We start from the raw sequence: 22,781 nt of genomic DNA, 5'->3' as shown, positions 1-22,781 counted from the left end.
GGCTTTGGAAGGCCCTTGAGGAGCTTTGCATCAGGCGAAGAGCTCGTGCGCCAGCTCCAGCGCGTCGACCAGAGTGTCGACCTCGGCCTTGGTGTTGTAGAGGCCGAAGGATGCGCGGCAAGTTGCGGAATGGCCCAGGTGATCCATCAGAGGCCCGGCGCAATGGTGGCCCGCGCGCACCGCCACGCCCTTCTTGTCGAGGATGGTGGAGACGTCATGCGCGTGCGCCGCGCCCTGCATGGTGAAGCTGAAGATCGCCGCCTTGCCCGGTGCGGTGCCCTGCAGCGTGAGCCAGTTCAGACCGCCAAGCCGCTCCAGCGCGTAATCGCGCAAGGAAGCCTCATGAGCGGCGATGTCCTCCATGCCGAGATCCATCATATATTCCAGCGCCGCGCCCAAGCCGATGATCTGCACGATGCCCGGCGTGCCGGCCTCGAACTTCATCGGCGGGTCGTTGTAGATCACCTGGTCCTTGCTGACTTCCTTGATCATGTCGCCGCCGCCGATGAAGGGGCGCATCTCGGCCATGCGCTCGGGGCGGATGTAGATCGCGCCGGAGGCGGAGGGGCCGTAGAGCTTGTGGCCGGTGATCGCATAGAAATCGCAGCCGATGTCCTGCAGGTCGACCGGCATATGCACCGCGCCCTGCGAGCCGTCGACCAGCACCGGCACGCCCTTGGCGTGGGCCGCCGCGGTAATGGTTTTCACGTCAACCACGGTGCCCAGCACATTGGAGCATTGGGTAACGGCCACCAGCTTGGTCCGCGGGGTGATGGCGTCGATCACCTTCTGCGGATCGAGGCTGCCGTCAGCTTCGGTATCGACCCATTTCAGCACTGCCCCCTGGCGTTCGCGCAGGAAGTGCCAGGGCACGATATTGGCGTGGTGCTCCATCACCGACAGCACGATCTCGTCGCCGGGCCCGATGCGGGGCATGGCCCAGCCATAGGCTACCAGGTTGATACCCGCGGTGGTGCCGGAATTCAGCACGATCGAGCGCTCGTCGGCTGCATTCAGGAAACGCGCAATGGTGCCGCGGACCGCTTCATACTTTTCTGTCGCGAGGTTAGAAAGGTAATGCAAGCCCCTGTGAACGTTTGAGTATTCCTCGGCATACGCACGGTTCACAGCGTCGATCACCACCTTCGGCTTCTGGGCCGAGGCGCCATTGTCCAGGTAGGTCAGCGGCTTGCCGTTCACCTCGCGCGAGAGGATCGGGAAGTCGGCACGGATTTTTTCCACGTCATACATTGTCGGGCAGTCCCAGATTGGCCGGCCCGATCAGACCGGCAAGAAAAATAGCGGCGAAAAGCAGGATCAGGCTGGCCATCAGGACAACCCCCAGCGCCCGCCAGACGGAGCCGAAGCTGTGCGCCTCTTTGACAAAATGCAAGAGGATGAAGAACGCCAGTAAATTGACTCCGAGGTTCAGCAAGGCAGCCAGGATCGGCAGCACCAGGAAAACGAAACTGACAACGGCATTGGCGGCGGCCTGCAGGAGCTGCAGCCATACCACCAGCACCAGCAGCGCCTTGAGATCACCGTCGCCGCCAAGCCAGCGCCCCGTGGTGGTCAGCATGGCGATAAAGCCGATCTGCACCGCCATCATCAGCGCAAAATAGACGCCAGGCGAAAACCGCGGCACGAGCACCTCGGCGGGCAGCGGGAACAGGACTTGCTGGAGCGTATAGACCAGCGTGTTGAGCACCACCGACAGCAGGAACGCGGTCCAGAGCACCTCACGGCTCCAGCTGCGCTCCAACAGGCGCCGCGCCGCTTCCCCCGGCGTCCTCACCGTCAGGAGGGCGAAGTCAGCCAGCACGCTCATGCCCGCGCCCAATAGCCTTGGATCAGGCCGGATACCCAGAACCACACGAACACCACGCACCACAAAAAGCCCACAAGATCCTGCGCCGGGCCCGGGCCGATGAAACCAGCCACCAGCCCGTGCAGCAGGATCAGCGGACTCGCCGCAAGCAGCGCCCAGACCAGCGCCAGCCGGGAGCGATAGCTGCTGCCCTGCCCCCCTGCAGCGCGTGCGATCAGGTGCACAAACCAAGACACCGCATAAAGCATCAGCGGCAGGATAAACACCAGGCCGAGCAGCGCCCCGCCCAGCAGCATGTTCAGCTCCTGCCCCTCCAGATGCGCCTGCCGCGCCAGCTTTGGCATCTGCGCGACAAACAGGAGAGAGCAGGCCGCAATCAGCATCGCCAGCAGCCGGTCTTCACGCGGGCCCGCGCCAAGAAGCCGCGCAAACACCCTGCGCGGCCCCCTGTAGGTTGCGGGGATATCCGTGGTGACGGACATCAGTGGCGCCGGGCCAGCCAGCCTTGCAGGCGGGCGATGATCGCGTTCGCCACGTCGCCGTTTTCGATCTCCTCCACCGCCTCAGCGAGGAAGGCGAGGGTCATCAGGTCGATCGCCTCCGCCTTGGGCACGCCGCGCGAGCGGAGATAGAACAGGCCTTCCTCGTCGATCGCGCCGGAAGTGGAGCCATGCGAGCAGGCCACATCGTCGGCATAGATCTCAAGCTCGGGCTTGGCGAGGAACTGGCTGTCGTCATCCAAAAGCAAAGACTGCGAAATCTGATATCCGTCAGTCTTTTGCGCGCCTTCCTTCACCAGGATCTTGCCTTGGAACACGCCGGTCGCACCGTTGCGCAGCACCTTCTTGAAGACCTGCCGGCTTTCGCAGTTCACGGCGTCGTGGGTGATAAAGACAGTGTCGTCGTGGTGGAATTCGCCATCCCCAACACAGGCACCTGCGACATGGACCACCGCGTCGTCGCCAGTCAGTTCAACCACCGCCTCATTGCGGGTCAGCACACCATTCACGGTAAGCGTGAACGACTTGAACACGGACTCCTTACCCAGACGCGCAAACAGGTGGGTAGCCGCCCGGCGTTCATGGTCACGGCCCTGCGCGCGCACAAGATGCAGGGTGCCGCCATCGGCAACGTCAATCTCCATGCACTTGTTGAAACGTGCGGCCGCCGGGCCGTTTTCCAGAATGGTCGCCGCCGCACCGGAATCGACCTTGATCACGTGGTGCAGGATAGCGTCCGAGCTTTCGTCCGCATGGCGGTAGACCAGGTTCACGGGCTTGGACGGGGTGCCGGTCACATGGATCACCACACCGTCGGCGGCGAAGGCCGTGTTGAGCGCCGCCAGCGGACGTTCCACCGGCGTTTGCCCGCGCGCTTCGAGAACGCCGTACAAATCCTTGGCCCAGTGGATGTCCTTGCTGCAGATGTCGGCAATGCGCTCGATGGTGATCTCCTCCAGCGACAGATCGTCGGACGCTTCGGCATCAAACACGCCATCCACGAACACGATCTTCAGACGGTCAAAATCATCGAACATCGGCGCTTCGCCGGTCTCGAAAACAGCCGCCTTGGGCGTCTCGGCCTGCACCAGAGTGTCGGGCTTGGTGTACTTCCAGTATTCATCGCGGCGCGAGGGCAAACCCATGGTCTGAACCCGCGACAGCGCCGCCTGGCGCGCCTTCATCAGGCAGCCGCCCTCCGGCAGGGTGAGCGCGGCAAGCCGCGCCTCAGTAGCGTTTTGCTTGACTTCGGGCAGAGCCATTTACGCCTCCTCTGCCAGAATGCCGGCGTAACCGTTGTTCTCGACTTCCAGCGCGAGTTCGGGGCCGCCGGTCTTGACGATGCGGCCGTCTGCCAGGATGTGCACCACGTCGGGTTTGATGTGGTCCAGCAGGCGCTGGTAGTGGGTGATCACCAGGAAGCCACGGCCTTCATCGCGCAGTGCGTTCACGCCTTCGGCCACCAGCTTCATCGCGTCCACATCGAGTCCGGAATCGGTTTCGTCAAGGATGCAGAGCTTGGGCTCCAGCATCGCCATCTGCAGGATCTCGTTGCGCTTCTTCTCACCGCCGGAGAAGCCGACGTTGACCGGGCGCTTCAGCATGTCGGCGTCGATCTTCAGGCTTTTGGCCTTCTCGCGGACCAGCTTCAGGAAGTCGGACGCGGAGATCTCCTCCTCGCCGCGCGCCTTGCGCTGTGCGTTCACGGCGGTGCGCAGGAAGGTCATGTTGCCGACGCCGGGAATTTCAACCGGGTACTGGAACGCCAGGAACATGCCGGCCGCGGCCCGCTCTTCCGGCTCCATTTCCAGGATGTCTTCGCCAAGCAGCGAAGCTGAACCCTCGGTAACCTCATAGCCGTCGCGGCCCGACAGCACATAAGACAGCGTGGACTTGCCGGAGCCGTTCGGCCCCATAATCGCATGCACCTTGCCGGCTTCGACGGTGAGGTCGACGCCTTTCAGGATTTCCTTTTCCTCTTCTTCAAGCTTGACGTGCAGGTTCTTGATCTCAAGCATTATTTTCCTCGCTTCGCGTTCTGTTGCGGGCGCTTGGCCCGCCTTGTTCCTTGCCCCCTCAGGGGATCTCATGCCGGGGTCCGGAGGCGGTGGGTCAGCCCACCGAGCCTTCGAGCGAAATCGCCACCAGCTGCTGCGCTTCCATCGCAAATTCCATCGGCAGCGCTTGCAGCACGTCCTTGCAGAAGCCGTTCACCACCAGGGCGACCGCCTCTTCCTCGTCCATGCCGCGCTGGCGGCAGTAGAACAGCTGGTCGTCGTCCACCTTGGAGGTGGTTGCCTCATGCTCGACGCGGGAGGAGTTGTTCTTCACCTCAATGTAGGGGACGGTATGGGCGCCGCATTTGTCGCCGATCAGCAGGCTGTCGCACTGGGTGTAATTGCGCGAGTTTTTCGCCTTCGGATGCATCGACACCAGCCCGCGGTAAGTGTTCTGCGCCTTGCCGGCCGAGATGCCCTTAGAGACGATGCGCGACTTGGTGCGCTTGCCAAGGTGGATCATCTTGGTGCCGGTGTCGGCCTGCTGGTAGTTGTTGGTGATTGCAATCGAATAGAACTCGCCCTGGCTGTCGTCGCCGCGCAGGATGCAGGACGGATACTTCCAGGTCACGGCAGAGCCGGTTTCGACCTGGGTCCACATCACCTTGGCGCGGTCGCCGCGGCAGTCGGCGCGCTTGGTCACGAAGTTGTAGATGCCGCCTTTGCCGGTCTCGTCACCGGGATACCAGTTCTGCACGGTGGAGTACTTCACTTCGGCATCTTCCTCGACGACGATCTCCACCACCGCGGCATGCAGCTGCGCGGTGTCGCGTTGCGGCGCGGTGCAGCCTTCCAGGTAGCTCACATAGGAACCCTTGTCGGCAATGATCAGAGTGCGCTCGAACTGGCCGGTGTTTTCCGCATTGATGCGGAAATAAGTTGACAGCTCCATCGGGCAGCGGACGCCCGGCGGCACATAGACAAAGGAGCCATCGGAGAAGACGGCGGAGTTCAGCGTGGCGTAAAAGTTGTCGGAGACCGGCACCACGGAGCCGAGATATTTCTTCACCAGTTCCGGGTGCTTCTTGATTGCTTCAGAAATCGAGCAGAAAATGACGCCGGACTTTTCCAGCTCCGCCTGGAAAGTGGTGCCAACGGAGACGGAGTCAAACACCGCGTCCACAGCTACCTTGCGGCCCTCGGCGGGCGCATCCTCGGCGCCTTCCACACCAGCCAAAATCATCTGCTCTTTCAATGGGATGCCGAGCTTTTCGTAAGTAGCCAGCAGCTTGGGATCAACCTCATCCAGTGACTTCGGCTTCACTTCCATCGACTTGGGCCGCGCGTAATAGTACTGGTCCTGGAAATCGATCTCCGGGTAATGCACCATCGCCCATTGCGGCTCGTCCATCTGTTGCCAGCGTTCAAAGGCCTTGAGGCGCCATTCGGTCATCCATTCCGGCTCTTCGTTCTTTTCCGAGATGAGCCGGACGATATCCGGGTTCACGCCCTTGGGCGCGTATTCCATCTCGATATCGGTTTCCCAGCCGTATTTGTAGGCGCCGCCCACTTCACGCACCGCGTCCACGGTCTCCTGGTCAACACCTTCCTTGACTTGGGTCTGGTCCAAAGCGGCCATCATCTTCTCCTCATTCACGCCGCGCGGGCGCGATGTTTCTTTTCTTTTGCCAGCCACGCTTCGGCAAAGCGCAGCACCTCTTCTTCTGTTGTTGCGGGCCCGAGCGAGACACGCACCGCGCCCTGCGCCTCGGCCTCGCTGTATCCCATGGCGGTCAGCACCGCACTGGCGCGCACCTTGCCGCTGGAACAAGCGCTGCCCGCACTGATCGCAAAGCCCGCAAGATCCATCTGCATCACTTGCGTCTCGCCCTTCCAGCCGGGCACCGCAAAGCAAAGCGTGTTGGGCAGCCGCTTCTGAGCCTTCCCGACAAAAATAGTATGGCTTGCGCCGGCCACAAGAGCCTCTTCTAGAATATTTCTAAGTTCGGCAACCCGTTCCCAAACACCATCCGCAAGATCCCGGGCCGCCGCTTCCGCCGCGGCGCCAAAGCCTGCGATGCCGATCACGTTCTCAGTACCCGAGCGCCGGCCCATTTCCTGGCCGCCGCCCCTGATGCGCGCAGGCAGATCGGTGCCGCGCCGCATCACCACCGCGCCGCAGCCCTTGGGCCCGCCCAGCTTGTGCGCGGAGACCAGGGCCATCTGTGCGCCGAGCCAGTTGAAAGCCACCGGCAGCTTGCCGAATGCCTGCGTGGCGTCGGTGACGGCGAGCCCCTGCGGCAGGTCCTGTATGATCCCTGTTTCCGAATTGGCGAGCTGCACCGCGGCCTGTGCGGGATCCGGAATTTCGACTACCCCGTCGCGCGTTACAGCTAGATCCTCAACCGTCCAGGCGCGCACTGCGTCATGTTCCACCCCTGCGCCGTGCAGGCCTCTGCCCTCCAGCGCCAGGGCCGCACCCTCAGTAGAGCCGGAGGTAAAGACGATGTCCGCCCCATCGGCACCAAAGGCGGCCGCCACCTGCGCCCGCGCCTTTTCCACCAGCGCCTTGGCTGCACGGCCCTCGGCGTGGACCGACGACGGGTTGCCGCAGACGTCCATCGCCGCGATCATCGCATCCCGGGCCTCGGGCCTCAGCGGGGTTGTGGCGTTATGGTCGAGGTAAACCCGTGTCATGGAGTCATCTTTTTCCGTGCTGCTGCTGCCTCATAAGCGTAAACGCCGGTGGCTGCAAAGCTTTCCCGCCTTGCCGCCCCCTCAATCATCGACCACCGCAAACAGACTCGGTACCGCCGGACAGGGCGCAAGGTCGTTTTTGACCACATCCGACAGTTTTGTCTGATGCAAGAAAACATAGACATGTGCGCTCAGGCTTTCCCACAGCCGGTTGGTCAGCGATTGCGCCCGGCTGCCGGACAGCGCGCCCGAAGCGCCCGCGCCCTTGTGCATCGCATCCACGGTTTCATCCACCGCGGATAGCACATCGACGATGCGGATGTCGGCAGCGGGCTTTGCCAGCCGGTAGCCGCCGCCCGGGCCACGCACCGACTCCACCAGGCCGGCGCGGCGCAGCTTCACAAACAGCTGCTCCAGATACGGCAGCGAAACATCCTGCCGTTTCGAGATATCGCCGAGGGACACCAGCTCCCCGGCTGGCTGAAGCGCGATATCCGCCAGCGCAACCATTGCGTAACGCCCCTTTGTGGATAGCTTCATCCTTCACCCCTCGAATTCAGCGCAGCACTGCGTCATCATTGACCTTGACCGCGTCTGTGCGTATCTCAGCCTGACGGACGGCGGACACCCGCCCGCCGTGATTAGAACCGTTCTAAGATGCCCGACGGAACTCGTCAAGTTTTCTGCCGGCACGCCCGAAAACGAGAGTAGGATCCAACCACCCATGCCTGAGGTCATCTTTCCTGGACCCGAAGGCCGCCTCGAAGGCCGCTATCATCCGCAAAAAGAAAAAGACGCCCCCATCGCCATCGTGCTGCACCCGCATCCGCAGTTCGGCGGGACGATGAACAACAAGGTCGTCTACAACCTGCATTACGCCTTCTACAACATGGGCTTCACCGTGCTGCGCTTTAATTTCCGCGGCGTCGGGCGCAGCCAGGGCGAATATGACCAGGGTGTGGGTGAGCTGTCCGATGCGGCCTCCGCGCTGGACTACCTGCAGTCGATGAACTCCAACTCCAAGCATTGCTGGGTTGCGGGCTTCTCTTTCGGCGCCTGGATTGGCATGCAGCTTCTGATGCGCCGGCCCGAGATCACCGGTTTCATTTCGGTGTCGCCGCCCGCCAACATGTATGATTTCTCCTTCCTTGCGCCCTGCCCGTCTTCGGGCCTGATTATCAACGGCACCGCCGACCGCGTGGCGCCGCCGGCCGATACCGCCAACCTTGTGGGCAAGCTGCACGAGCAGAAAGGCATCACCATCACCCATACCGAGGTTGAGGGCGCAGATCACTTCTTCCAGGACAAGCACATGGACACACTGATAACCAATGTCAGCGACTATGTGAAACGCAGGCTGACCGAGAACAGCCGCTGATGGCGTCCACCATTGAAACGCTTGCCGCCAAACTGGCTGAGGACACGCTGAAAGTGCAGGACGCCATTGGCGAGGACCGGCTATATGTGGAAGTCGGCCAGGTTCTGGCCGCCGCTTCGCAATCGCTGGAGGAAGCGTTTCTGACCGAAATGCGCGTGCGCCTGGCCGAGCGCAAGGCGCGCACGTTCCTGAACGGCAAGGTGGCTGAAGCGCAGGCCGCGGCCGAAGCAGCGCTCGCGGCCAGGCAGGCGGGGCAAGCGTGAGCGCCCGGCTCGACGCGCAATTCGCCTTCCTGCTGGAAGCCGACAAACTCCGCCAGGTGGAGCGGCAGAACCTGATCCTCGACTGCTCCCGCGCAGAGAACTCCGCCGAGCACAGCTGGCACCTTGCACTCTATGCGCTGGCGCTGGCGCCTCATGCCGCGCCGGAAGTGGAGATCGGCCGGGTGATCCGGATGCTGCTTCTGCACGACCTGGTTGAGATCGACGCGGGCGACCACCCGATCGACAGCGCGTCCGACTGGCAGGCCGTCGCCGCCGCCGAACAGGCCGCTGCCGACCGGCTGTTCGGCCTGCTGCCTCCCGATCAGGGAGATGAAATGCTGCGCCTTTGGCATGAGTTCGAGGCATCGGAGACCCCCGATGCGCAATTTGCCAAGCGGCTCGACCATTGCCAGCCGGTGTTCCAAACCCTCTGCGGCCGCGCGCCCTTGCCGGGCCATATCGGGATTGTCCGCCGCAACCTCGAAGGCGGCCGCGCCGCGGCGCTGGAGCAGGCCCTGCCGCATGCCTATGCCCAGGCCATGACGCTTCTGAACGGGACCGGCAAAGCACCTTGTGCCGAATTTGCGCGCAGGATGGAATTTCTCAACGAATCCGATCAGTTGAAGGGCGTCCTTCGCGCCTCCAAGCTGGGCGGCGGTACGCGGCATGAAAACTCAGCTGAACATAGCTGGCACGTCATGATGCACGCCTGGGTGCTGGCTGAGCACGCCGCAATGCCAATCGACCTCGACGAAGTGCTGCGGATGTTGCTGCTACATGATCTGGTCGAAATTGACGCCGGCGACGCGCCCATTCACAGCGTCACCGATCCCGCGGTTCTTGCTGCGCTCGCCGAGCGCGAGGAAGCCGCCGCCGCGCGCCTGTTCGGGCTGCTGCCTAAGGACGAAGGCGTGCCGCTGCGCGCACTCTGGCAGCGGTTTGAGGCCGCGGTGTGTCCCGAAGCCCGCTTTGCCAAGTCCATCGACCGGGTGCAGCCGGTGCTGCTTAACCTGATGAACGGCGGCGGCAGCTGGGTCGATTACGAGGTGACCCTTGCGCAGCTCGACACCCGTGTCGGAGCCAAGGTGGCACGCGGCGCACCCGCCTTGTGGGACCACGTGCGTGCGCAAGTGGAGCCCTGGTTTGCGCAGCGTGGCGGGGCCTAACTCCGGTTCCGCGCTTCATTTTCAGTTCAATAACAATTACTTATAGCCCAATCCTCAGGCTGCTTGCGTGATCCCGCCGGGCACAAAATCCTCGGCCTCCGCTCCCTCGCGGCTTAGCGTCAGGAACTGCCCGGGCTTCAGCTCGTTCCAGGCGGCGCCGGTATCTTCCAGCGGCTCCGACACCACCGCCCAGCCGCCAAGCTGCGGACACCAGCGGTAGAAGACCGAGGGCGCAATGTGATCGGAGGAGTAGCGCGCCGCAAAAAGCCGCTCCCCGTCCGACATCGCCACCGATAGCCGCATATGCGGTGTGCTGCCCCGCTCCCGCGACAGCGCCTCCATCCGTGCCACCGCCCGCTCCAGCGCTGCCTTCGGCCCGGTGTCGAGGCCTTCTTGCAAAGCCAGCAGGAACAGCACCTCGCTGTCGGTCGCACCCTTGCGGTGCTCGTACAGCGCATCGGGAATGCACATGTCGGCGTAGCGGCGGAAGCGCTCGAACCCGCCGACCTGGCCGTTGTGCATGAAGCTCCAGCGCCCGGCAGCAAAGGGGTGGCAATTGTTGCGGCTGATCGCTGAACCCGTGGACGCACGCACATGCGCCAGGAACAGCCCCGATCGGACCTGATGCGCCAGCGCCCTGAGGTTAGTGTCGGACCAGGCCGGCAAGACGTCCCGGTAGAGTCCCGGCTCCGACCGTGTGCCGTACCAGGCCACGCCAAAGCCGTCGCCATTGGTCGCGGTCTTGCACTTCGCGGCACTCTGGCTCTGCACGATCAGCGAATGCGCGGGCCGGGTGACGATGTCCTCAAGGAAAATGTCGGCTCCGATATAGGCGGCCCAGCGGCACATTACGGCGCTCCTTGGCGGGTGAAGGGAATCAGGACAATGCCCCTAAAAATACGGCAAGACCCTGATCATTCCCCTAAGAGGCGGCGCCCCGCCGGTCCAGTGCATTTGCGCACACTTACCTGCGGAAACGCCAATGCCCCCTCACGCCTTGCGGAATTGCGCCAGTTGGTGCCGTTTCCGAGCTTTCCCGCGCGGCCGCAATCCGCTACCCCGGGAGCAACCGGCCGCCGCCAAGGAGGGAAAGCACCATGCCCGTGCATTACGTCTACCTGATCATCGCCGTCGCGGCGGAGACCATCGGCACCACGGCGCTGCAAGCCAGCCAGCAGTTCTCCCGGCTCGGGCCGTCACTCCTCGTGCTGGTGGCCTACGGGTTCTCCTTTTACATGATGGGGCTCACGCTCAAATTCATGCCGGTTGGCGTGGTCTATGCCATCTGGTCCGGGCTCGGCATCCTGCTGATTGCGGTCATTGCCTTTGTGGTGTTTGGCCAGCGGCTGGACTGGCCCGCGGTGCTGGGCATGGTACTGATCATGACCGGCATCATCATCATCCACCTGTTTTCAAAGACCTCCGGCCACTGACCCAAGCGCCCGGAAAGGGGCGCTGATCCGCCTTTGCGGGGCAATCAAGCGCATTTCCTCTGGTCTTCGGGCCGGTATCGGGCTATGCGCGCCCCAACTTCCTTACAAAGGCATACGTCATGGACCTGCGCAACATTGCGATCATTGCTCACGTCGACCACGGCAAGACCACACTGGTAGATGAGCTTCTGAAACAATCCGGCGCCTTCCGCGAGAACCAGGCGGTGGCGGAACGCGCAATGGATTCCAACGACCTCGAGCGCGAGCGCGGCATCACCATCTTTGCCAAGCCGACCTCGGTCGAATGGCACGGCACCCGCATCAACATCGTCGACACCCCTGGCCACGCCGACTTCGGCGGCGAGGTGGAGCGTATCCTGTCGATGGTCGATGGCGTTGTGCTGCTGGTCGATGCCGCCGAAGGCCCGATGCCGCAGACGAAATTCGTCACCTCCAAGGCGCTGGCGCTTGGCCTGCGCCCGATCGTGGTGCTGAACAAGGTCGACAAACCCGACGCCGAGCCCGACCGGGCGCTGGACGAGGTCTTCGACCTCTTTGCCTCGCTCGACGCCAACGAGGACCAGCTCGACTTCCCGCATATGTACGCCTCGGGCCGCTCCGGCTGGGCCGACCCGTCACTTGACGGGCCGCGCAAGGATCTGCACGCGCTGTTCAACCTGATAGTGAACCACGTGCCCAAGCCCAAGCAGATCGCCCGCCAGGACGAAGACTTCCGCATGCTGGCGACCACGCTGGGCAGCGACCCTTTCGTCGGCCGTCTGCTCACCGGCCGCGTTGAAAGCGGCAAGCTGAAGGTCGGTGCCACGGTTCAGGCGCTGACCCGCGTAGGTCAGAAGATCGAGCAGTTCCGCGTGACCCGCATTCAGGCCTTCCGCGGCCTCGCTCAGCAGGACATCGAGGAAGCCCAGGCAGGCGACATCGTGTCGATTGCCGGCATGTCCAAGGCCACCGTGGCCGACACCATCTGCGCGCTGGCGGTAGACGAGCCGCTGGACGCCCAGCCGATCGACCCGCCCACCATCACCGTGACCTTCGGCATCAATGACAGCCCGCTGGCAGGCCGCGATGGCAAGAAGGTGCAGTCCCGGGTGATCCGCGATCGGCTGATGAAAGAGGCCGAAAGCAACGTCGCGATCAAGATCGCCGACACTCCCGGCGGCGAGGCCTTCGAGGTCTCCGGCCGCGGCGAGTTGCAGATGGGCGTTCTGATCGAGAACATGCGCCGCGAGGGTTTCGAACTGTCGATCTCCCGGCCGCAGGTGATCATGCGCGAGGAAGACGGCCAGCGCATGGAGCCGGTGGAAGAAGTCACCATCGACGTGGATGACGAGTATTCCGGCGCGGTGATCGAGAAGATCACCGGTGCGCGCAAGGGCGACCTGGTGGAGATGCGCCAGGCCGGTGCCGGCAAGACCCGCATCATCGCCCATGTGCCCTCGCGCGGGCTGATCGGCTACCACGGCGAATTCCTCACCGACACCCGCGGCACCGGCGTGCTGAACCGCGTGTTTCACGGCTGGACGCCTCACAAGGGCGCGATCCCGGGCCGCCGCGCGGGCGTGCTGATCTCGATGGAGAACGGCCAGTCCGTGGCCTATGCGCTGTGGAACCTCGAAGAGCGCGGCAAGATGTTCATCGGCGCCCAGGCCGAGGTCTACACCGGCATGATCATCGGCGAGCATTCGCGCGACAACGATCTGGAAGTGAACCCGTTGAAGGGCAAGAAGCTGACCAACGTGCGCGCCTCGGGCACCGATGACGCGGTGCGTCTGACCACGCCCATCACCCTGTCGCTGGAAGAGGCCATCGCCTACATCAACGATGACGAGCTGGTGGAAGTGACCCCCAACTCGATCCGTCTGCGCAAGCGCTATCTCGACCCGCACGAGCGCAAGCGGATGGCCAAGGCCGCCAGCTGATCCAATAAAAGGCCGCCCTCCTGGGCGGCCTTTTTTTGCTGTCTGCATCTGCCGTGCTACCGTCTCCCAAAATCGGGGGAGAAACAGATGCAGAAGCTGCAAGTGCAGGGCGTCCATCATATCACGCTGACCGGAGCAGACCGGCGGACATCGATCGACTTCTGGGAGGGCGTGCTGGGGATGCCCTTTGTCTTCGATCAGCCGAACCTGGACAACCCGGACGAAGGCCACCTCTACTTCGATCCGGGGGATGGCCGTCTGATCACCGTCTTCACCAATGAAAACCGCACGCCGGACCCGCGCCGCACCCCCACCGAACCGGGCTGCGTGCATCACCTTGCGTTCAACGTGAGCAAGGCCACCTTCAGCCAGGCCGTTCAGCGGCTGGAGGCGCGCGGGATCGGGCATTCCGGGCCCAAGGACCGCGGTTTTATGGACTCGATCTATTTCAAGGACCCGATGGGGCTCCTGATCGAACTTGCCTGCTACCGGTTTGAGCCGCCCGCCGGCTACACCCATGCAGATGTGATGATCGAAGCCCACCGTATCCGGCTGGCGCGCGAAGACTACAATATCCAGGAGTCGCATCTGGCCGATGCCATCGAAACCCTGGTGGAGCGGCGCCAGCAGAGCCTCTCAGCCGACCGCAGCCCGCGCAACCCATACTGACGGAAAAAGGGAGCGGCCAGCACCGCTCCCCTTCATCTTTCCCGAAATACTCAAACCGGCGGGGTGTTTGCGGCAGGCACTCTGGCCTACTCGCTGGTCTCCACCACCATCAGCTCACGCTCGGAGGCGTCGCGCGCGTGGCTCAAGGCCTCCTGGTATTCGGGGCTGTTGTAGCAGTCGACTGCCGCCTCGACGCTGGGGAAACGGGCGACGACGTTGCGCGGCCGCTCCTTGCCCTCCAGCTGCACAAAGCGGCCGCCCCGGGCGATAAATTCGCCGCCGTGCTTGGCGATGGCAGGCCCCGCCAGCTCGGCGTATCTGCCGTAGGCCTCGGCGTCGGTAACGGTGACATGCGCGATCCAGAGTGCGCCCATTTGCTTATCCTCCCAATACGGTTTCGGCAGCCTTGATGGCCGCATCTGCGTTGGCGGCATCTTTGCCGCCGCCCTGGGCCATGTCGGGCCGGCCGCCGCCGCCCTTGCCGCCGAGTTCGGCAACCGCGGCCTTGACCAGATCCACCGCAGAGACGCGCCCGGTCAGGTCGCTGGTCACACCTGCGGCCACCGCGGCCTTTCCGCCGGCATCTGCGATCAGCAGCACCGCGCCGGAGCCCAGCCGTGCCTTGTGCTCGTCGATCAGCGCGGGCAGGTCCTTGCCCGACACACCATTCAGCACCTGCGCGAGGAACTTGACGCCGTCGACCACCTTCGCTTCCGCGCCGCCGCCATTGCCGGAACCGCCGGCCATCGCCAGCTCGCGGCGCAGCTGCGCAACCTCGTTCTGCAGGCTCTTGCGTTCGTCCATCAGCGCCTTCAGGCGGCTCATCACCTCCGACGGCTGGGCTTTCAGAGCACTTGCGACCTCGGCCATGCGCAGCGCCTCTTCCTCCAGATAGCGGGACGCCTCGGCGCCAGTCAGCGCCTCGATGCGGCGCACGCCCGCGGAAGACGCGCTGTCGCCCAGGATCACGAAGGCGCCGATGTCGCCGGTCTGCTTTACATGGGTGCCCCCGCAGAGCTCGATGGAATAGGTATGCCCGTCCTGGCCCTTGCCAGTCGGCGCCCGGCCCATGGAGACTACGCGCACCTCGTCGCCGTATTTTTCCCCGAAGAGCGCCTGCGCGCCCAGGTCACGGGCGTCGTCCGGCGCCATGATGCGGGTTTCCACGGGCGTGTTCTGGCGGATGTAGGCATTCACATCGGCAGAGACCTTGGCCAGCTCTTCAGCGCTCAGCGCCTTGGCGTGGCTGAAGTCGAAACGCAGACGGTCCTCGGCGTTGAGGGAGCCGCGCTGCGCGACGTGATCACCAAGCGCCTCGCGCAGGGCCTCGTGCAGCAGGTGCGTTGCCGAGTGGTTGGCGCGGATCGCGGTGCGGCGGGCGTGGTCGACCTCCAGCTGCGCGGCCGCGCCTGTACTGATGGTGCCTTCGGTTACTTCGCCGAAGTGAATGAAGACGCCCGCGGCTTTCTTGGTGTCGGTGACACGGACCACGCCGCCTTCGATGCGGATTTCGCCGCTGTCGCCAACCTGGCCTCCGGCCTCGGCATAAAACGGCGTCTGGTTCAGCACCAGCTGCACGCTTGCGCCCTTGCCTGCCTCTTTCACCTCACCGCCGTCCTGCACGATAGCGAGGATCTGGCCCTCGGCTGTCTCGGTCTCGTAGCCGAGGAAATCGGTGGCGCCGTGGGTGTCGGCGATGTCGAACCAGATGGTGCTGTCGGCGCTTTCGCCGGACCCCGCCCAGGCGGCACGCGCCTTGGCCTTCTGCTCGGCCATGGCGGCATCGAAGCCCCTTGTATCGACGCTGCGGCCCTTTTCGCGGAGTGCGTCCTGCGTGAGGTCCAGCGGGAAGCCGTAGGTGTCATAAAGTTTGAAGGCAGCCTCGCCCGGCAGCGGCGCGTCCTCGCCGAGGCCCGCCAGCTCGTCATCCAGCAGCTTCAGACCGCGGTCGAGCGTCTGCTTGAAGCGGGTTTCCTCCAGCTTCAGGGTTTCCTCGATCAGCGCCTGGGCGCGGCCCAGTTCCGGGTAGGCGCCGCCCATCTGGCTCACCAGCGCGGGGACCAGGCGGTGCATCACCGGATCCTTCGCGCCCAGCAGATGCGCATGGCGCATGGCGCGGCGCATGATGCGGCGCAGCACGTAGCCCCGGCCGTCGTTGGAGGGCATCACACCATCGGCAATCAGGAAGGAGGTGGAGCGCAGGTGATCGGCAATCACCCGGTGGTGCACGTTCTGATCCCCATAGGGGTCAACACTGGTGGCCTCGGCCGAAGCCTCGATCAGCGCCTTGAACAGGTCGGTGTCATAGTTGTCATGGCTGCCCTGAAGCAGCGCGCCGATCCGCTCCAGCCCCATGCCGGTGTCGATTGACTGCATATCGAGCGCCTTCATCGAGCCGTCCTCAAACTGCTCGTTCTGCATGAAGACGATGTTCCAGATCTCGATGAAGCGGTCGCCGTCCTCGTCCTTGCTGCCCGGAGGGCCGCCCCAGATGTGGTCGCCGTGATCATAGAAGATCTCGGTGCAGGGGCCGCAGGGGCCGGTCGGCCCCATCTGCCAGAAGTTGTCGGAGGTATCGATGCGGATGATCCGGTCTTCCGGCACGCCGACCTTCTTCCAGATCTCGAAGGCCTCGTCGTCGGTGTGGTAGACGGTGGTGAGCAGGCGGCTCTTGTCGATGCCGAAATCCTTGGTGATCAGCTCCCAGGCAAAGGGGATCGCCTCCTGCTTGAAGTAATCGCCAAAGGAGAAGTTCCCGAGCATCTCGAAGAACGTGTGATGGCGCGCGGTGTAGCCCACGTTGTCGAGGTCGTTGTGCTTGCCGCCGGCGCGCACGCATTTCTGCGAGGTGGTGGCGCGCTTGTAGTCGCGGGTCTCGACCCCGGTGAAGAGGTTCTTGAACTGAACCATGCCGGAGTTCGTGAACATCAGGGTCGGGTCGTTGCGCGGCACCAGCGGGCTCGACTCCACGATCTCGTGGCCCTGCTTGGCAAAGTAGTTCAGAAAGGTTGAACGGATATCGTTGAGCGTCGGCATGTGCGGGATCTCTTACGGGCTTTTTTCAGCGGTCCGGGCAGGTTTACCGCCCCGCCGGGGCACTGTCCACAGCGGGAAGGCCGCCAGCCGCACGAAAAAGGGGCGCGGCCCTCGCCACGCCCCTTCGCCCGTGAATTGATCAGACTACCGGGTGCTTAGGCCTCGAGGATATCGTCGGCGCCATCCGTCTCGGGGCGGTGGAACTCCAGCCCGTGTGAGGCCCGGATCTTGTCCTCGATATCATAGGCGATGGACGGGTTTTCGCGCAGGAACTGCTTGGCGTTCTCCCTGCCCTGGCCGATCCGCTCATCCCCGTAGGAGAACCAGGCACCGGACTTGTTGACCACGCCCGCGGCGACGCCGAGGTCCAGCAGTTCGCCCATCTTGGAGATGCCTTCGCCATACATGATGTCGAATTCCACCTGCCGGAACGGCGGCGCCACCTTGTTCTTCACCACCTTGACGCGGGTCTGGTTGCCGACCACCTCGTCCCGGTCCTTGATCGAGCCGATGCGGCGGATGTCGAGGCGCACCGAGGAGTAGAACTTCAGCGCGTTGCCGCCGGTGGTGGTTTCGGGCGAGCCGAACATCACGCCGATCTTCATGCGGATCTGGTTGATGAAGATCACCATGCATTTGGAGCGGCTGATCGAGCCGGTGAGCTTGCGCATTGCCTGGCTCATCAGGCGGGCCTGCACGCCGACGCTGCTGTCCCCCATGTCGCCTTCGAGCTCGGATTTCGGCGTCAGAGCCGCCACCGAGTCGACAATCACCATGTTGACCGCGCCCGAGCGCACCAGCGTGTCGGTGATCTCCAGCGCCTGTTCGCCGGTGTCGGGCTGCGAGATCAAGAGCTCGTCCAGGTCGACGCCCAGCTTCGCGGCATACTGCGGGTCGAGCGCGTGCTCCGCGTCGACGAAGGCGCAGACGCCGCCCTTCTTCTGCTGTTCCGCGATGCAATGCAGCGTCAGCGTGGTCTTGCCCGAGCTTTCCGGACCGTAGATCTCGATGATCCGGCCCATCGGCAGGCCGCCGATCCCCAGCGCGATGTCCAGGCCCAGAGAGCCGGTCGAGCTGGCCTCGATCTCCTGGGCGGCGCTGCCGTCGCCCATCTTCATGATCGAGCCCTTGCCGAACTGCCGCTCAATCTGGGCAAGCGCGCTGTCCAGCGCCTTCTGCTTGTCACCGCTCATCTTGTTCTTCATGGTCAAAAGATCCGCCATAGTCCCTTGTCCCTTTCTATGTGTCACACACCGGGGCGTGCGGCAATCACTGCTTTGTTCGCCTCTTGTTCCGTATGCGATCAAAACGAGAACATTGCAACTGGTTTCTGCTGTACCAGAAGCGGGTGCGAGGTGTTAAAGATTGATTTAAGGTTGAATGAAGCCAGCAGGATTTACCGGGCAGTTAACGAAATGATGATCTTTTTCAAAGAACGGCTGGTGCTTCTGTCGGTGCCCAAGACCGGCACCACCGCCTATCAGGATGCTCTGCGGAACCGCGCCGACCTGGCGATCTCCGACCCGCCGGAGCTGAAGCATGCGCCGCTGTTCCGCTATAACCGCTGGATCCGGCCAATGTACGAGAAGGTCTGCGATGCCGAGCTGGAAGTGGCGGCGGTGATGCGCGAGCCGTTCAGCTGGCTCGGCAGCTGGTACCGGTTCCGCCAGCGCTCATTCATGGAAGGCAAACCCAATTCGACCAGGGGCATTTCCTTCGACGCCTTCCTGCATGCGGCCTGCAAGGGCAAGCCCCCCGGCTTTGCCAATGTCGGGAGCCAGGCCAAGTTTCTCGAGCCGCAGGCCAACGGCTGCAAGGTCACCCACCTGTTCCGCTACGAGGACCAGGACGCCTTCCGCACCTTCCTGGAAACGCGGCTGGAGCAGAGCATCACGACACAGCGCCGCAACGTGAGCCCGCAAGCGCATCTGGACGTCAGCCCTGAGACCGAGGCGCTGGTGCGGCGCAAGCGGGCAGCGGAGTTCGATCTCTACGACAGCATACCGGCGCGCTGAACATTCTTGCTGAGATGCGGAGCCGCGCGTTGCCGGTGCGCGCGGAGGCCATCCGGCAAAAGTGACTGGCAGTTTATCCCGGCCTCGTCCGTACGCGATTTCGAGGGACCACCCAGCCACAGCAAAATCGCCGCCGCGTGGGGGCGCGACGGCGATGCGCGGCGGCCTGACGGCCTTGTCCCGCGCCAAAGAAGAGGGCCGCCCCAAAAAATTGGGCGGCCCCTGATGCTTCCAGTACCGGAAACCTTAGTGCAGCTGCGCGTGAACAGTTTCCGTCAACTGGTTGAGAGAAAAAGGTTTTGGCAGGAAGACCGAGTTCGGCACCATCGGTTCCGCTTCGCCAAAGGCGCCCTCGGCATAGCCGGAAACAAAGACCACGCGGGTTTCGGGGCGCTCCTTCAGCGCCTCGCGCACCCAGCTCGGCCCGTCCATGCCCGGCATCACCACATCGGTGACGAAGACATCCACGGTAAGCCCCGGATCCTCCAGCGTGCGCAGGGCGTCCTCGGCCGATTCCGCTTCCAGGACAGTGTAGCCGCGCATCCTGAGCGCGCGGGAGGCAAAAGCCCGTACCGGCGCCTCGTCCTCCACCAGGAGCACCACGCCTTCGCCGTGCTTAGCGGCGGCGGCCTTGTCCTCGCTCCTGGCGGCGGGCTGCAGTTGCGGCTGCTGCTTGTAGACGGGGAAGAACAGGGTGAACTGGGTGCCGTGGCCCTTCACGGAATCCACGAAGATATAGCCGCCGGTCTGCTTGATGATGCCATAAGCGGTCGACAAGCCCAGCCCGGTGCCCTCGCCGGTGCGTTTGGTCGTGTAAAAAGGCTCGAACACCTTCTGCAGCTTGTCCGGCGCGATACCCACGCCCTCGTCCGAGACCTTAACTGTCACCCAGTCGCCTTCCGGCACCGTGGCGCGGTCGCGCTCCAGCGGGCCGTCGAGCGACAGCACCTCGGTTTCCACCCGGATCTCGCCGCCCTGGGGCATCGCATCCCGCGCGTTCACCACCAGGTTCATCAGCACCTGCTCCAGCTGCCGCTTGTCGGCGCGGATCGCCTTCATCACCGGGTCGTGGCTGAGCGTCAGCGTGACCTTCTCACCCACCAGGCGGTTCAGAAGATGTGTAAGGTCCGAAAGCGTGTCGCGCACATCCAGCACCTCGGGCTGGAGGGTTTGCTTGCGCGAAAACGCCAGCAGCTGGCTGACCAGCGCGGCGGCGCGGTTGGCATTCTCGTGGATCTGGATCAGATCGCCGTAATCCTGGTCGCCCTGGTCGTGGCGCAGCAGGAGCAGGTCGCAATGGCCTGCAATTGCGGTCAGCAGGTTGTTGAAATCATGCGCCACCCCGCCGGCGAGCTGGCCGATCGCCTGCATCTTCTGGCTCTGGACGAACTGCGCTTCCAGCGTTTTCAGCTCGGTCGCGTCATTCAGCACCGCAATGAGCACCGGCGCGCCTTCCTCCAGAATACGGGTCAGAGTAATCTGGACAAAGACCTCCTTGTCACGGCGCGCCACGCGCAGGAACTCGGACTTGTTCGGGGCAAGCCCGTCCGCCGTATCCCGCAGCCAGTCCGACATCGGCCGGCCCAGGCCTTCCATCAGCTGGCCGAGCTTGCGGTTGCCGCAGCTGTCAATGCCGAGGAGCCGGAGCGCCATCTTGTTGGCGGTCAGTATCTCACCCGAGGGCGCGACTTTCAGGAAGGGAACGGGAAGGGATTCAAAGCCCGCCTGTCCCGCGGCCAGTTCCTTCTCGTCGACCTCCATCATGTAGAGCTCGCTGCGGCCCTGGGTGCGGTTCTTCTCGCTGACCAGCACCTGCACCGGGCCGGACTTGGTGCTGAGCGTGTTGATCTTCCCTGGCAGCACCGGCAGCGAGGGGAACAGCCTGTCGGTGGACTTCGCCCGCTCGCCGATCAGGCCGCGGGCGGCCTCGTTCATAAACAGAACGGCGCCTGTGCGGCCGACGGTGATCATTGGCACTGCCACCGCTTCCGCGCCGCGGCCGGAGCCTGCGCGCTCCAGAATATCCTCAACCCGCCACAGATAGCTGCCGCCGTTCATCTGGTGCACCGCCAGCCGCACGTGGCCGCGGCGGGTCACGATGTCCTCACGTGCGGCGCCATCAACGCGGGCGCGGTTCTGCAGACGGAACAGCACCGCCGATGGGTTTGCGAGCACCGAGCGCAGCGTGCCTGCCAGGGTCTCCTTGGACGCGTCCTGAAAACGTTTCACCGCGGCAGCGTTGCAGGCGTGGATCATCCCGTCATCGTCGGTGACAAAGCTGGGGGTTGCATCCTTTTCGATGAAGCCGGTGAGCAGCTCCGCCGCCATCGCGCGGGCGTTGAGGCGCAGCCGTGTCTGCAACAGCATCAGCCCCGCCACCGCCACCAGCGTCAGCCCCACCATCACAAAGCCGCGGCCCATCCATTCAGGCAGCGCCAGCAGCCAAGGGGCAAGCATCAGCATCACCGCCAGCAGGAGTGTCGCCGCAAGCCGGGCATGTTCAGGCGCATAGACGCGCAATTCCGGGACGGAGGTTTCTCGGCGACCGATCATTGCGGCTCCATGGACAGTGCTTGGTGCCGCAATAACGCGGCAAGTTGAGTTAAAACCACGTTAAGAAAAACATAGGTTTTCCGGGAGTGAACCTAGCAACCGGCCTTCGCGCGCGTCAACACGGCAACGTAGAAACCATCGGTGCCTTCCTGCACCTGCCAACTCTGTTCGGCAGTCATCTGCCAGCCTTCATTCCGCGCGATAAACGCTTGAACTTGGGCGGAGTTTTCTTCCTCCAGCATGGAGCATGTGGCAAAAGCCAGAACCCCGCCCGGCGCTGCCAGAGGGGCCGCAGCGGCAAGGATTTCACCTTGGGTTTTGCGCAGCAGCTGTAGTTTACCGGGTGTTAGGCGCCATTTACCTTCGGGCGCCCGCCGCCAGGAACCGGAGCCAGAACAGGGCGCGTCGCAAAGGATCAGATCGAAGGGCCCGGCCTTCTCCAGTTCACTGGATTCCAGAAGCTGAACCGGAGCGCCCGCACGCGCCGCGCGGTCCGGCAGGTCTTTCATCCTGCGCGGATCGGCGTCGTGGGCAAAGAGTGCAACCCGTGCCCGCGCCGCCATCGCAAGGCTCTTGCCGCCGCCGCCTGCACAATAGTCGAGCACTCGCATGCCATCGGCCAGCGGCAGCAATTCGCAGACCGCCTGGCTGGCAGCGTCCTGCAGTTCGACCATACCTGATTTGTAGGGGCCAGAGTTGCGCAGTTTGCGTGCACCCTCAGTGACCTCCAGCGCGGTCGCCGCAGCGGGGTGCGGCACGGTGGCGATGCCCTCCTGCGCCAGCGCTTCTTGCGCTTCCGCCAGGCTCGCACGCGCGATGTTCACCCGCAGATGCACCGGCGCGCGGGAGCGCAGTGCCAGCGCTGCCGCCTCGGCCTGATTGCCAAGGCTGGCACTGAAAGCGGGCCAGAGCCAGTCGGGAATATCGAGCCGCTCGGCCCCCTCCGGCAGCGCCGGCAGCGCCCGTTCGGCGGGAGTGAGGGGCTGCGGCGCGTGGCCCTCGCCGGTGAAGATGGCGGCCGGGTCCTCCCCCGCCTCGCGCATCGCGCCGAGGATCAGTCCGCGGCCCGACCACGACCCGCCAAGCGCCGCATGGGACCGCAGGCAGCGCAGCGCGGTGAACACATGGTCGCGCACCGCAGCGCGGTCCTTTGAGCCGGCAAAGCGGCTGCGGCGGCCCCAGGCGGTCAGCACCTGTTCCGCGGAGGCGCCCTCCAATACCTGGTCCAGGATCTCAATCGCCGCCTGGCAGCGGGCCGCGGGGGTCATGCCCCGCGCCCTGGCGGCAGCGCTTCAACCGCGGCGCG

General features: G+C 64.0%; 21 protein-coding genes. 7 read left to right on the top strand and 14 right to left on the bottom strand.

Translation table 11 applies throughout. The features are described 5' to 3' along the window. Positions 1-30: 30 nt before the first annotated feature. The 8 genes from ACOHWE_RS02665 to iscR form a co-directional block, all read right to left on the bottom strand. The gene (locus ACOHWE_RS02665; RefSeq protein WP_420663914.1) at positions 31-1,251 is read right to left on the bottom strand and encodes a cysteine desulfurase; all 1,221 of its coding nucleotides are present in this window, start codon (positions 1,249-1,251) and stop codon (positions 31-33) included. After that, the gene (locus tag ACOHWE_RS02660; protein ID WP_420663912.1) at positions 1,244-1,840 is read right to left on the bottom strand and encodes a YIP1 family protein; all 597 of its coding nucleotides are present in this window, start codon (positions 1,838-1,840) and stop codon (positions 1,244-1,246) included. Before ACOHWE_RS02660 ends, ACOHWE_RS02665 begins: the two co-directional genes overlap by 8 nt. Continuing rightward, positions 1,825-2,310, bottom strand: coding sequence for a YIP1 family protein (locus tag ACOHWE_RS02655; protein WP_420663910.1), 486 nt, complete (start codon positions 2,308-2,310; stop codon positions 1,825-1,827). Before ACOHWE_RS02655 ends, ACOHWE_RS02660 begins: the two co-directional genes overlap by 16 nt. Next, on the bottom strand, positions 2,310-3,590 hold the full coding sequence (locus tag ACOHWE_RS02650) for a SufB/SufD family protein (protein WP_420663909.1): 1,281 nt from the start codon (positions 3,588-3,590) through the stop codon (positions 2,310-2,312). The genes ACOHWE_RS02655 and ACOHWE_RS02650 overlap by 1 nt, the downstream gene beginning before the upstream one ends. Next, a complete protein-coding gene (sufC, locus tag ACOHWE_RS02645) occupies positions 3,591-4,346 on the bottom strand; it encodes a Fe-S cluster assembly ATPase SufC (RefSeq protein WP_420663907.1) in 756 nt (251 codons plus the stop codon). A gap of 94 nt (positions 4,347-4,440) precedes the next feature. Beyond that, positions 4,441-5,964, bottom strand: coding sequence for a Fe-S cluster assembly protein SufB (sufB, locus tag ACOHWE_RS02640; RefSeq protein WP_420663905.1), 1,524 nt, complete (start codon positions 5,962-5,964; stop codon positions 4,441-4,443). A gap of 14 nt (positions 5,965-5,978) precedes the next feature. Beyond that, positions 5,979-7,022: a cysteine desulfurase family protein gene (locus tag ACOHWE_RS02635; protein ID WP_420663904.1), complete on the bottom strand. Its 1,044-nt coding sequence runs from the start codon at positions 7,020-7,022 to the stop codon at positions 5,979-5,981. An 81-nt stretch (positions 7,023-7,103) separates the two neighbouring features. Continuing rightward, positions 7,104-7,562 carry a Fe-S cluster assembly transcriptional regulator IscR gene (gene iscR, locus ACOHWE_RS02630; protein WP_420663902.1) on the bottom strand — a complete coding sequence of 153 codons (459 nt, stop codon included), beginning with the start codon at positions 7,560-7,562 and terminating at the stop codon, positions 7,104-7,106. Between the two features lie 184 nt (positions 7,563-7,746). Between iscR and ACOHWE_RS02625 the strand changes: the two genes are divergently transcribed. From ACOHWE_RS02625 to ACOHWE_RS02615, 3 genes are read left to right on the top strand one after another with little or no spacing between them, the layout of a single operon-like run. Next, positions 7,747-8,400, top strand: a complete 654-nt coding sequence (locus ACOHWE_RS02625) for an alpha/beta hydrolase (RefSeq protein WP_420663900.1) — start codon at positions 7,747-7,749, stop codon at positions 8,398-8,400. After that, positions 8,400-8,663: a hypothetical protein gene (locus ACOHWE_RS02620; RefSeq protein ID WP_420663898.1), complete on the top strand. Its 264-nt coding sequence runs from the start codon at positions 8,400-8,402 to the stop codon at positions 8,661-8,663. Before ACOHWE_RS02625 ends, ACOHWE_RS02620 begins: the two co-directional genes overlap by 1 nt. After that, positions 8,660-9,829 (top strand): HD domain-containing protein, encoded by a 1,170-nt coding sequence (locus ACOHWE_RS02615; protein WP_420663896.1) that lies wholly within the window; start codon positions 8,660-8,662, stop codon positions 9,827-9,829. Before ACOHWE_RS02620 ends, ACOHWE_RS02615 begins: the two co-directional genes overlap by 4 nt. Before the next feature lie 54 nt (positions 9,830-9,883). Here the strand turns inward: ACOHWE_RS02615 and ACOHWE_RS02610 are convergent, their stop codons facing one another. Then, positions 9,884-10,678 carry a class II glutamine amidotransferase gene (locus ACOHWE_RS02610; protein ID WP_420663894.1) on the bottom strand — a complete coding sequence of 265 codons (795 nt, stop codon included), beginning with the start codon at positions 10,676-10,678 and terminating at the stop codon, positions 9,884-9,886. A gap of 248 nt (positions 10,679-10,926) precedes the next feature. On the opposite strand from ACOHWE_RS02610, the gene ACOHWE_RS02605 reads away from it, so the two are divergent. From ACOHWE_RS02605 to ACOHWE_RS02595, 3 genes are all read left to right on the top strand, one after another. Then, positions 10,927-11,262, top strand: coding sequence for a DMT family transporter (locus ACOHWE_RS02605; RefSeq protein ID WP_420663892.1), 336 nt, complete (start codon positions 10,927-10,929; stop codon positions 11,260-11,262). A gap of 119 nt (positions 11,263-11,381) precedes the next feature. Then, on the top strand, positions 11,382-13,202 hold the full coding sequence (gene typA / locus ACOHWE_RS02600) for a translational GTPase TypA (RefSeq protein ID WP_420663890.1): 1,821 nt from the start codon (positions 11,382-11,384) through the stop codon (positions 13,200-13,202). Positions 13,203-13,289: 87 nt separating this feature from the next. Further along, positions 13,290-13,871: a VOC family protein gene (locus ACOHWE_RS02595; protein WP_420663888.1), complete on the top strand. Its 582-nt coding sequence runs from the start codon at positions 13,290-13,292 to the stop codon at positions 13,869-13,871. A gap of 86 nt (positions 13,872-13,957) precedes the next feature. Here ACOHWE_RS02595 and ACOHWE_RS02590 read toward each other — a convergent pair whose 3' ends face one another. The 3 genes from ACOHWE_RS02590 to recA form a co-directional block, all read right to left on the bottom strand. Continuing rightward, positions 13,958-14,245, bottom strand: a complete 288-nt coding sequence (locus tag ACOHWE_RS02590) for a DUF1330 domain-containing protein (protein ID WP_420663887.1) — start codon at positions 14,243-14,245, stop codon at positions 13,958-13,960. A 4-nt stretch (positions 14,246-14,249) separates the two neighbouring features. Further along, on the bottom strand, positions 14,250-16,907 hold the full coding sequence (alaS, locus tag ACOHWE_RS02585) for an alanine--tRNA ligase (protein WP_420663886.1): 2,658 nt from the start codon (positions 16,905-16,907) through the stop codon (positions 14,250-14,252). Between the two features lie 155 nt (positions 16,908-17,062). Next, a complete protein-coding gene (gene recA / locus ACOHWE_RS02580; RefSeq protein ID WP_420663884.1) occupies positions 17,063-18,130 on the bottom strand; it encodes a recombinase RecA in 1,068 nt (355 codons plus the stop codon). A 192-nt stretch (positions 18,131-18,322) separates the two neighbouring features. Here recA and ACOHWE_RS02575 point away from each other — a divergent pair, with 192 nt between their 5' ends. Next, positions 18,323-18,922: a gamma-glutamyl kinase gene (locus tag ACOHWE_RS02575; protein WP_420663883.1), complete on the top strand. Its 600-nt coding sequence runs from the start codon at positions 18,323-18,325 to the stop codon at positions 18,920-18,922. A 246-nt stretch (positions 18,923-19,168) separates the two neighbouring features. On the opposite strand, the gene ACOHWE_RS02570 is transcribed toward ACOHWE_RS02575, so the two are convergent. Together ACOHWE_RS02570 and ACOHWE_RS02565 are read right to left on the bottom strand one after the other, a co-directional pair. Next, positions 19,169-21,475 (bottom strand): ATP-binding response regulator, encoded by a 2,307-nt coding sequence (locus tag ACOHWE_RS02570; protein WP_420663882.1) that lies wholly within the window; start codon positions 21,473-21,475, stop codon positions 19,169-19,171. A gap of 92 nt (positions 21,476-21,567) precedes the next feature. After that, a complete protein-coding gene (locus tag ACOHWE_RS02565; protein WP_420663881.1) occupies positions 21,568-22,743 on the bottom strand; it encodes an RsmB/NOP family class I SAM-dependent RNA methyltransferase in 1,176 nt (391 codons plus the stop codon). Positions 22,744-22,781 lie beyond the last annotated feature (38 nt).

Origin of the sequence: Cribrihabitans neustonicus, from assembly GCF_048820895.1 — a bacterium.
Taxonomy (GTDB): Bacteria; Pseudomonadota; Alphaproteobacteria; order Rhodobacterales; family Rhodobacteraceae; genus Cribrihabitans_A; species Cribrihabitans_A neustonicus.
The sequence above is the reverse complement of the archived record's forward strand: the minus strand, read 5'-3'. Positions and strand labels throughout refer to the sequence as shown.

What these genes read in the sequence shown, in the direction of transcription:
- ACOHWE_RS02665 (WP_420663914.1), bottom strand. Translation starts at nt 1,251, where the DNA reads ATGTATGACGTGGAAAAAATCCGTGCCGACTTCCCGATCCTCTCGCGC.
- ACOHWE_RS02655 (WP_420663910.1), bottom strand. Translation starts at nt 2,310, where the DNA reads ATGTCCGTCACCACGGATATCCCCGCAACCTACAGGGGGCCGCGCAGG.
- ACOHWE_RS02650 (WP_420663909.1), bottom strand. Translation starts at nt 3,590, where the DNA reads ATGGCTCTGCCCGAAGTCAAGCAAAACGCTACTGAGGCGCGGCTTGCC.
- sufC (WP_420663907.1), bottom strand. Translation starts at nt 4,346, where the DNA reads ATGCTTGAGATCAAGAACCTGCACGTCAAGCTTGAAGAAGAGGAAAAG.
- sufB (WP_420663905.1), bottom strand. Translation starts at nt 5,964, where the DNA reads ATGGCCGCTTTGGACCAGACCCAAGTCAAGGAAGGTGTTGACCAGGAG.
- ACOHWE_RS02635 (WP_420663904.1), bottom strand. Translation starts at nt 7,022, where the DNA reads ATGACACGGGTTTACCTCGACCATAACGCCACAACCCCGCTGAGGCCC.
- iscR (WP_420663902.1), bottom strand. Translation starts at nt 7,562, where the DNA reads ATGAAGCTATCCACAAAGGGGCGTTACGCAATGGTTGCGCTGGCGGAT.
- ACOHWE_RS02625 (WP_420663900.1), top strand. Translation starts at nt 7,747, where the DNA reads ATGCCTGAGGTCATCTTTCCTGGACCCGAAGGCCGCCTCGAAGGCCGC.
- ACOHWE_RS02620 (WP_420663898.1), top strand. Translation starts at nt 8,400, where the DNA reads ATGGCGTCCACCATTGAAACGCTTGCCGCCAAACTGGCTGAGGACACG.
- ACOHWE_RS02610 (WP_420663894.1), bottom strand. Translation starts at nt 10,678, where the DNA reads ATGTGCCGCTGGGCCGCCTATATCGGAGCCGACATTTTCCTTGAGGAC.
- ACOHWE_RS02605 (WP_420663892.1), top strand. Translation starts at nt 10,927, where the DNA reads ATGCCCGTGCATTACGTCTACCTGATCATCGCCGTCGCGGCGGAGACC.
- typA (WP_420663890.1), top strand. Translation starts at nt 11,382, where the DNA reads ATGGACCTGCGCAACATTGCGATCATTGCTCACGTCGACCACGGCAAG.
- ACOHWE_RS02595 (WP_420663888.1), top strand. Translation starts at nt 13,290, where the DNA reads ATGCAGAAGCTGCAAGTGCAGGGCGTCCATCATATCACGCTGACCGGA.
- ACOHWE_RS02590 (WP_420663887.1), bottom strand. Translation starts at nt 14,245, where the DNA reads ATGGGCGCACTCTGGATCGCGCATGTCACCGTTACCGACGCCGAGGCC.
- alaS (WP_420663886.1), bottom strand. Translation starts at nt 16,907, where the DNA reads ATGCCGACGCTCAACGATATCCGTTCAACCTTTCTGAACTACTTTGCC.
- recA (WP_420663884.1), bottom strand. Translation starts at nt 18,130, where the DNA reads ATGGCGGATCTTTTGACCATGAAGAACAAGATGAGCGGTGACAAGCAG.
- ACOHWE_RS02575 (WP_420663883.1), top strand. Translation starts at nt 18,323, where the DNA reads ATGATGATCTTTTTCAAAGAACGGCTGGTGCTTCTGTCGGTGCCCAAG.
- ACOHWE_RS02570 (WP_420663882.1), bottom strand. Translation starts at nt 21,475, where the DNA reads ATGATCGGTCGCCGAGAAACCTCCGTCCCGGAATTGCGCGTCTATGCG.
- ACOHWE_RS02565 (WP_420663881.1), bottom strand. Translation starts at nt 22,743, where the DNA reads ATGACCCCCGCGGCCCGCTGCCAGGCGGCGATTGAGATCCTGGACCAG.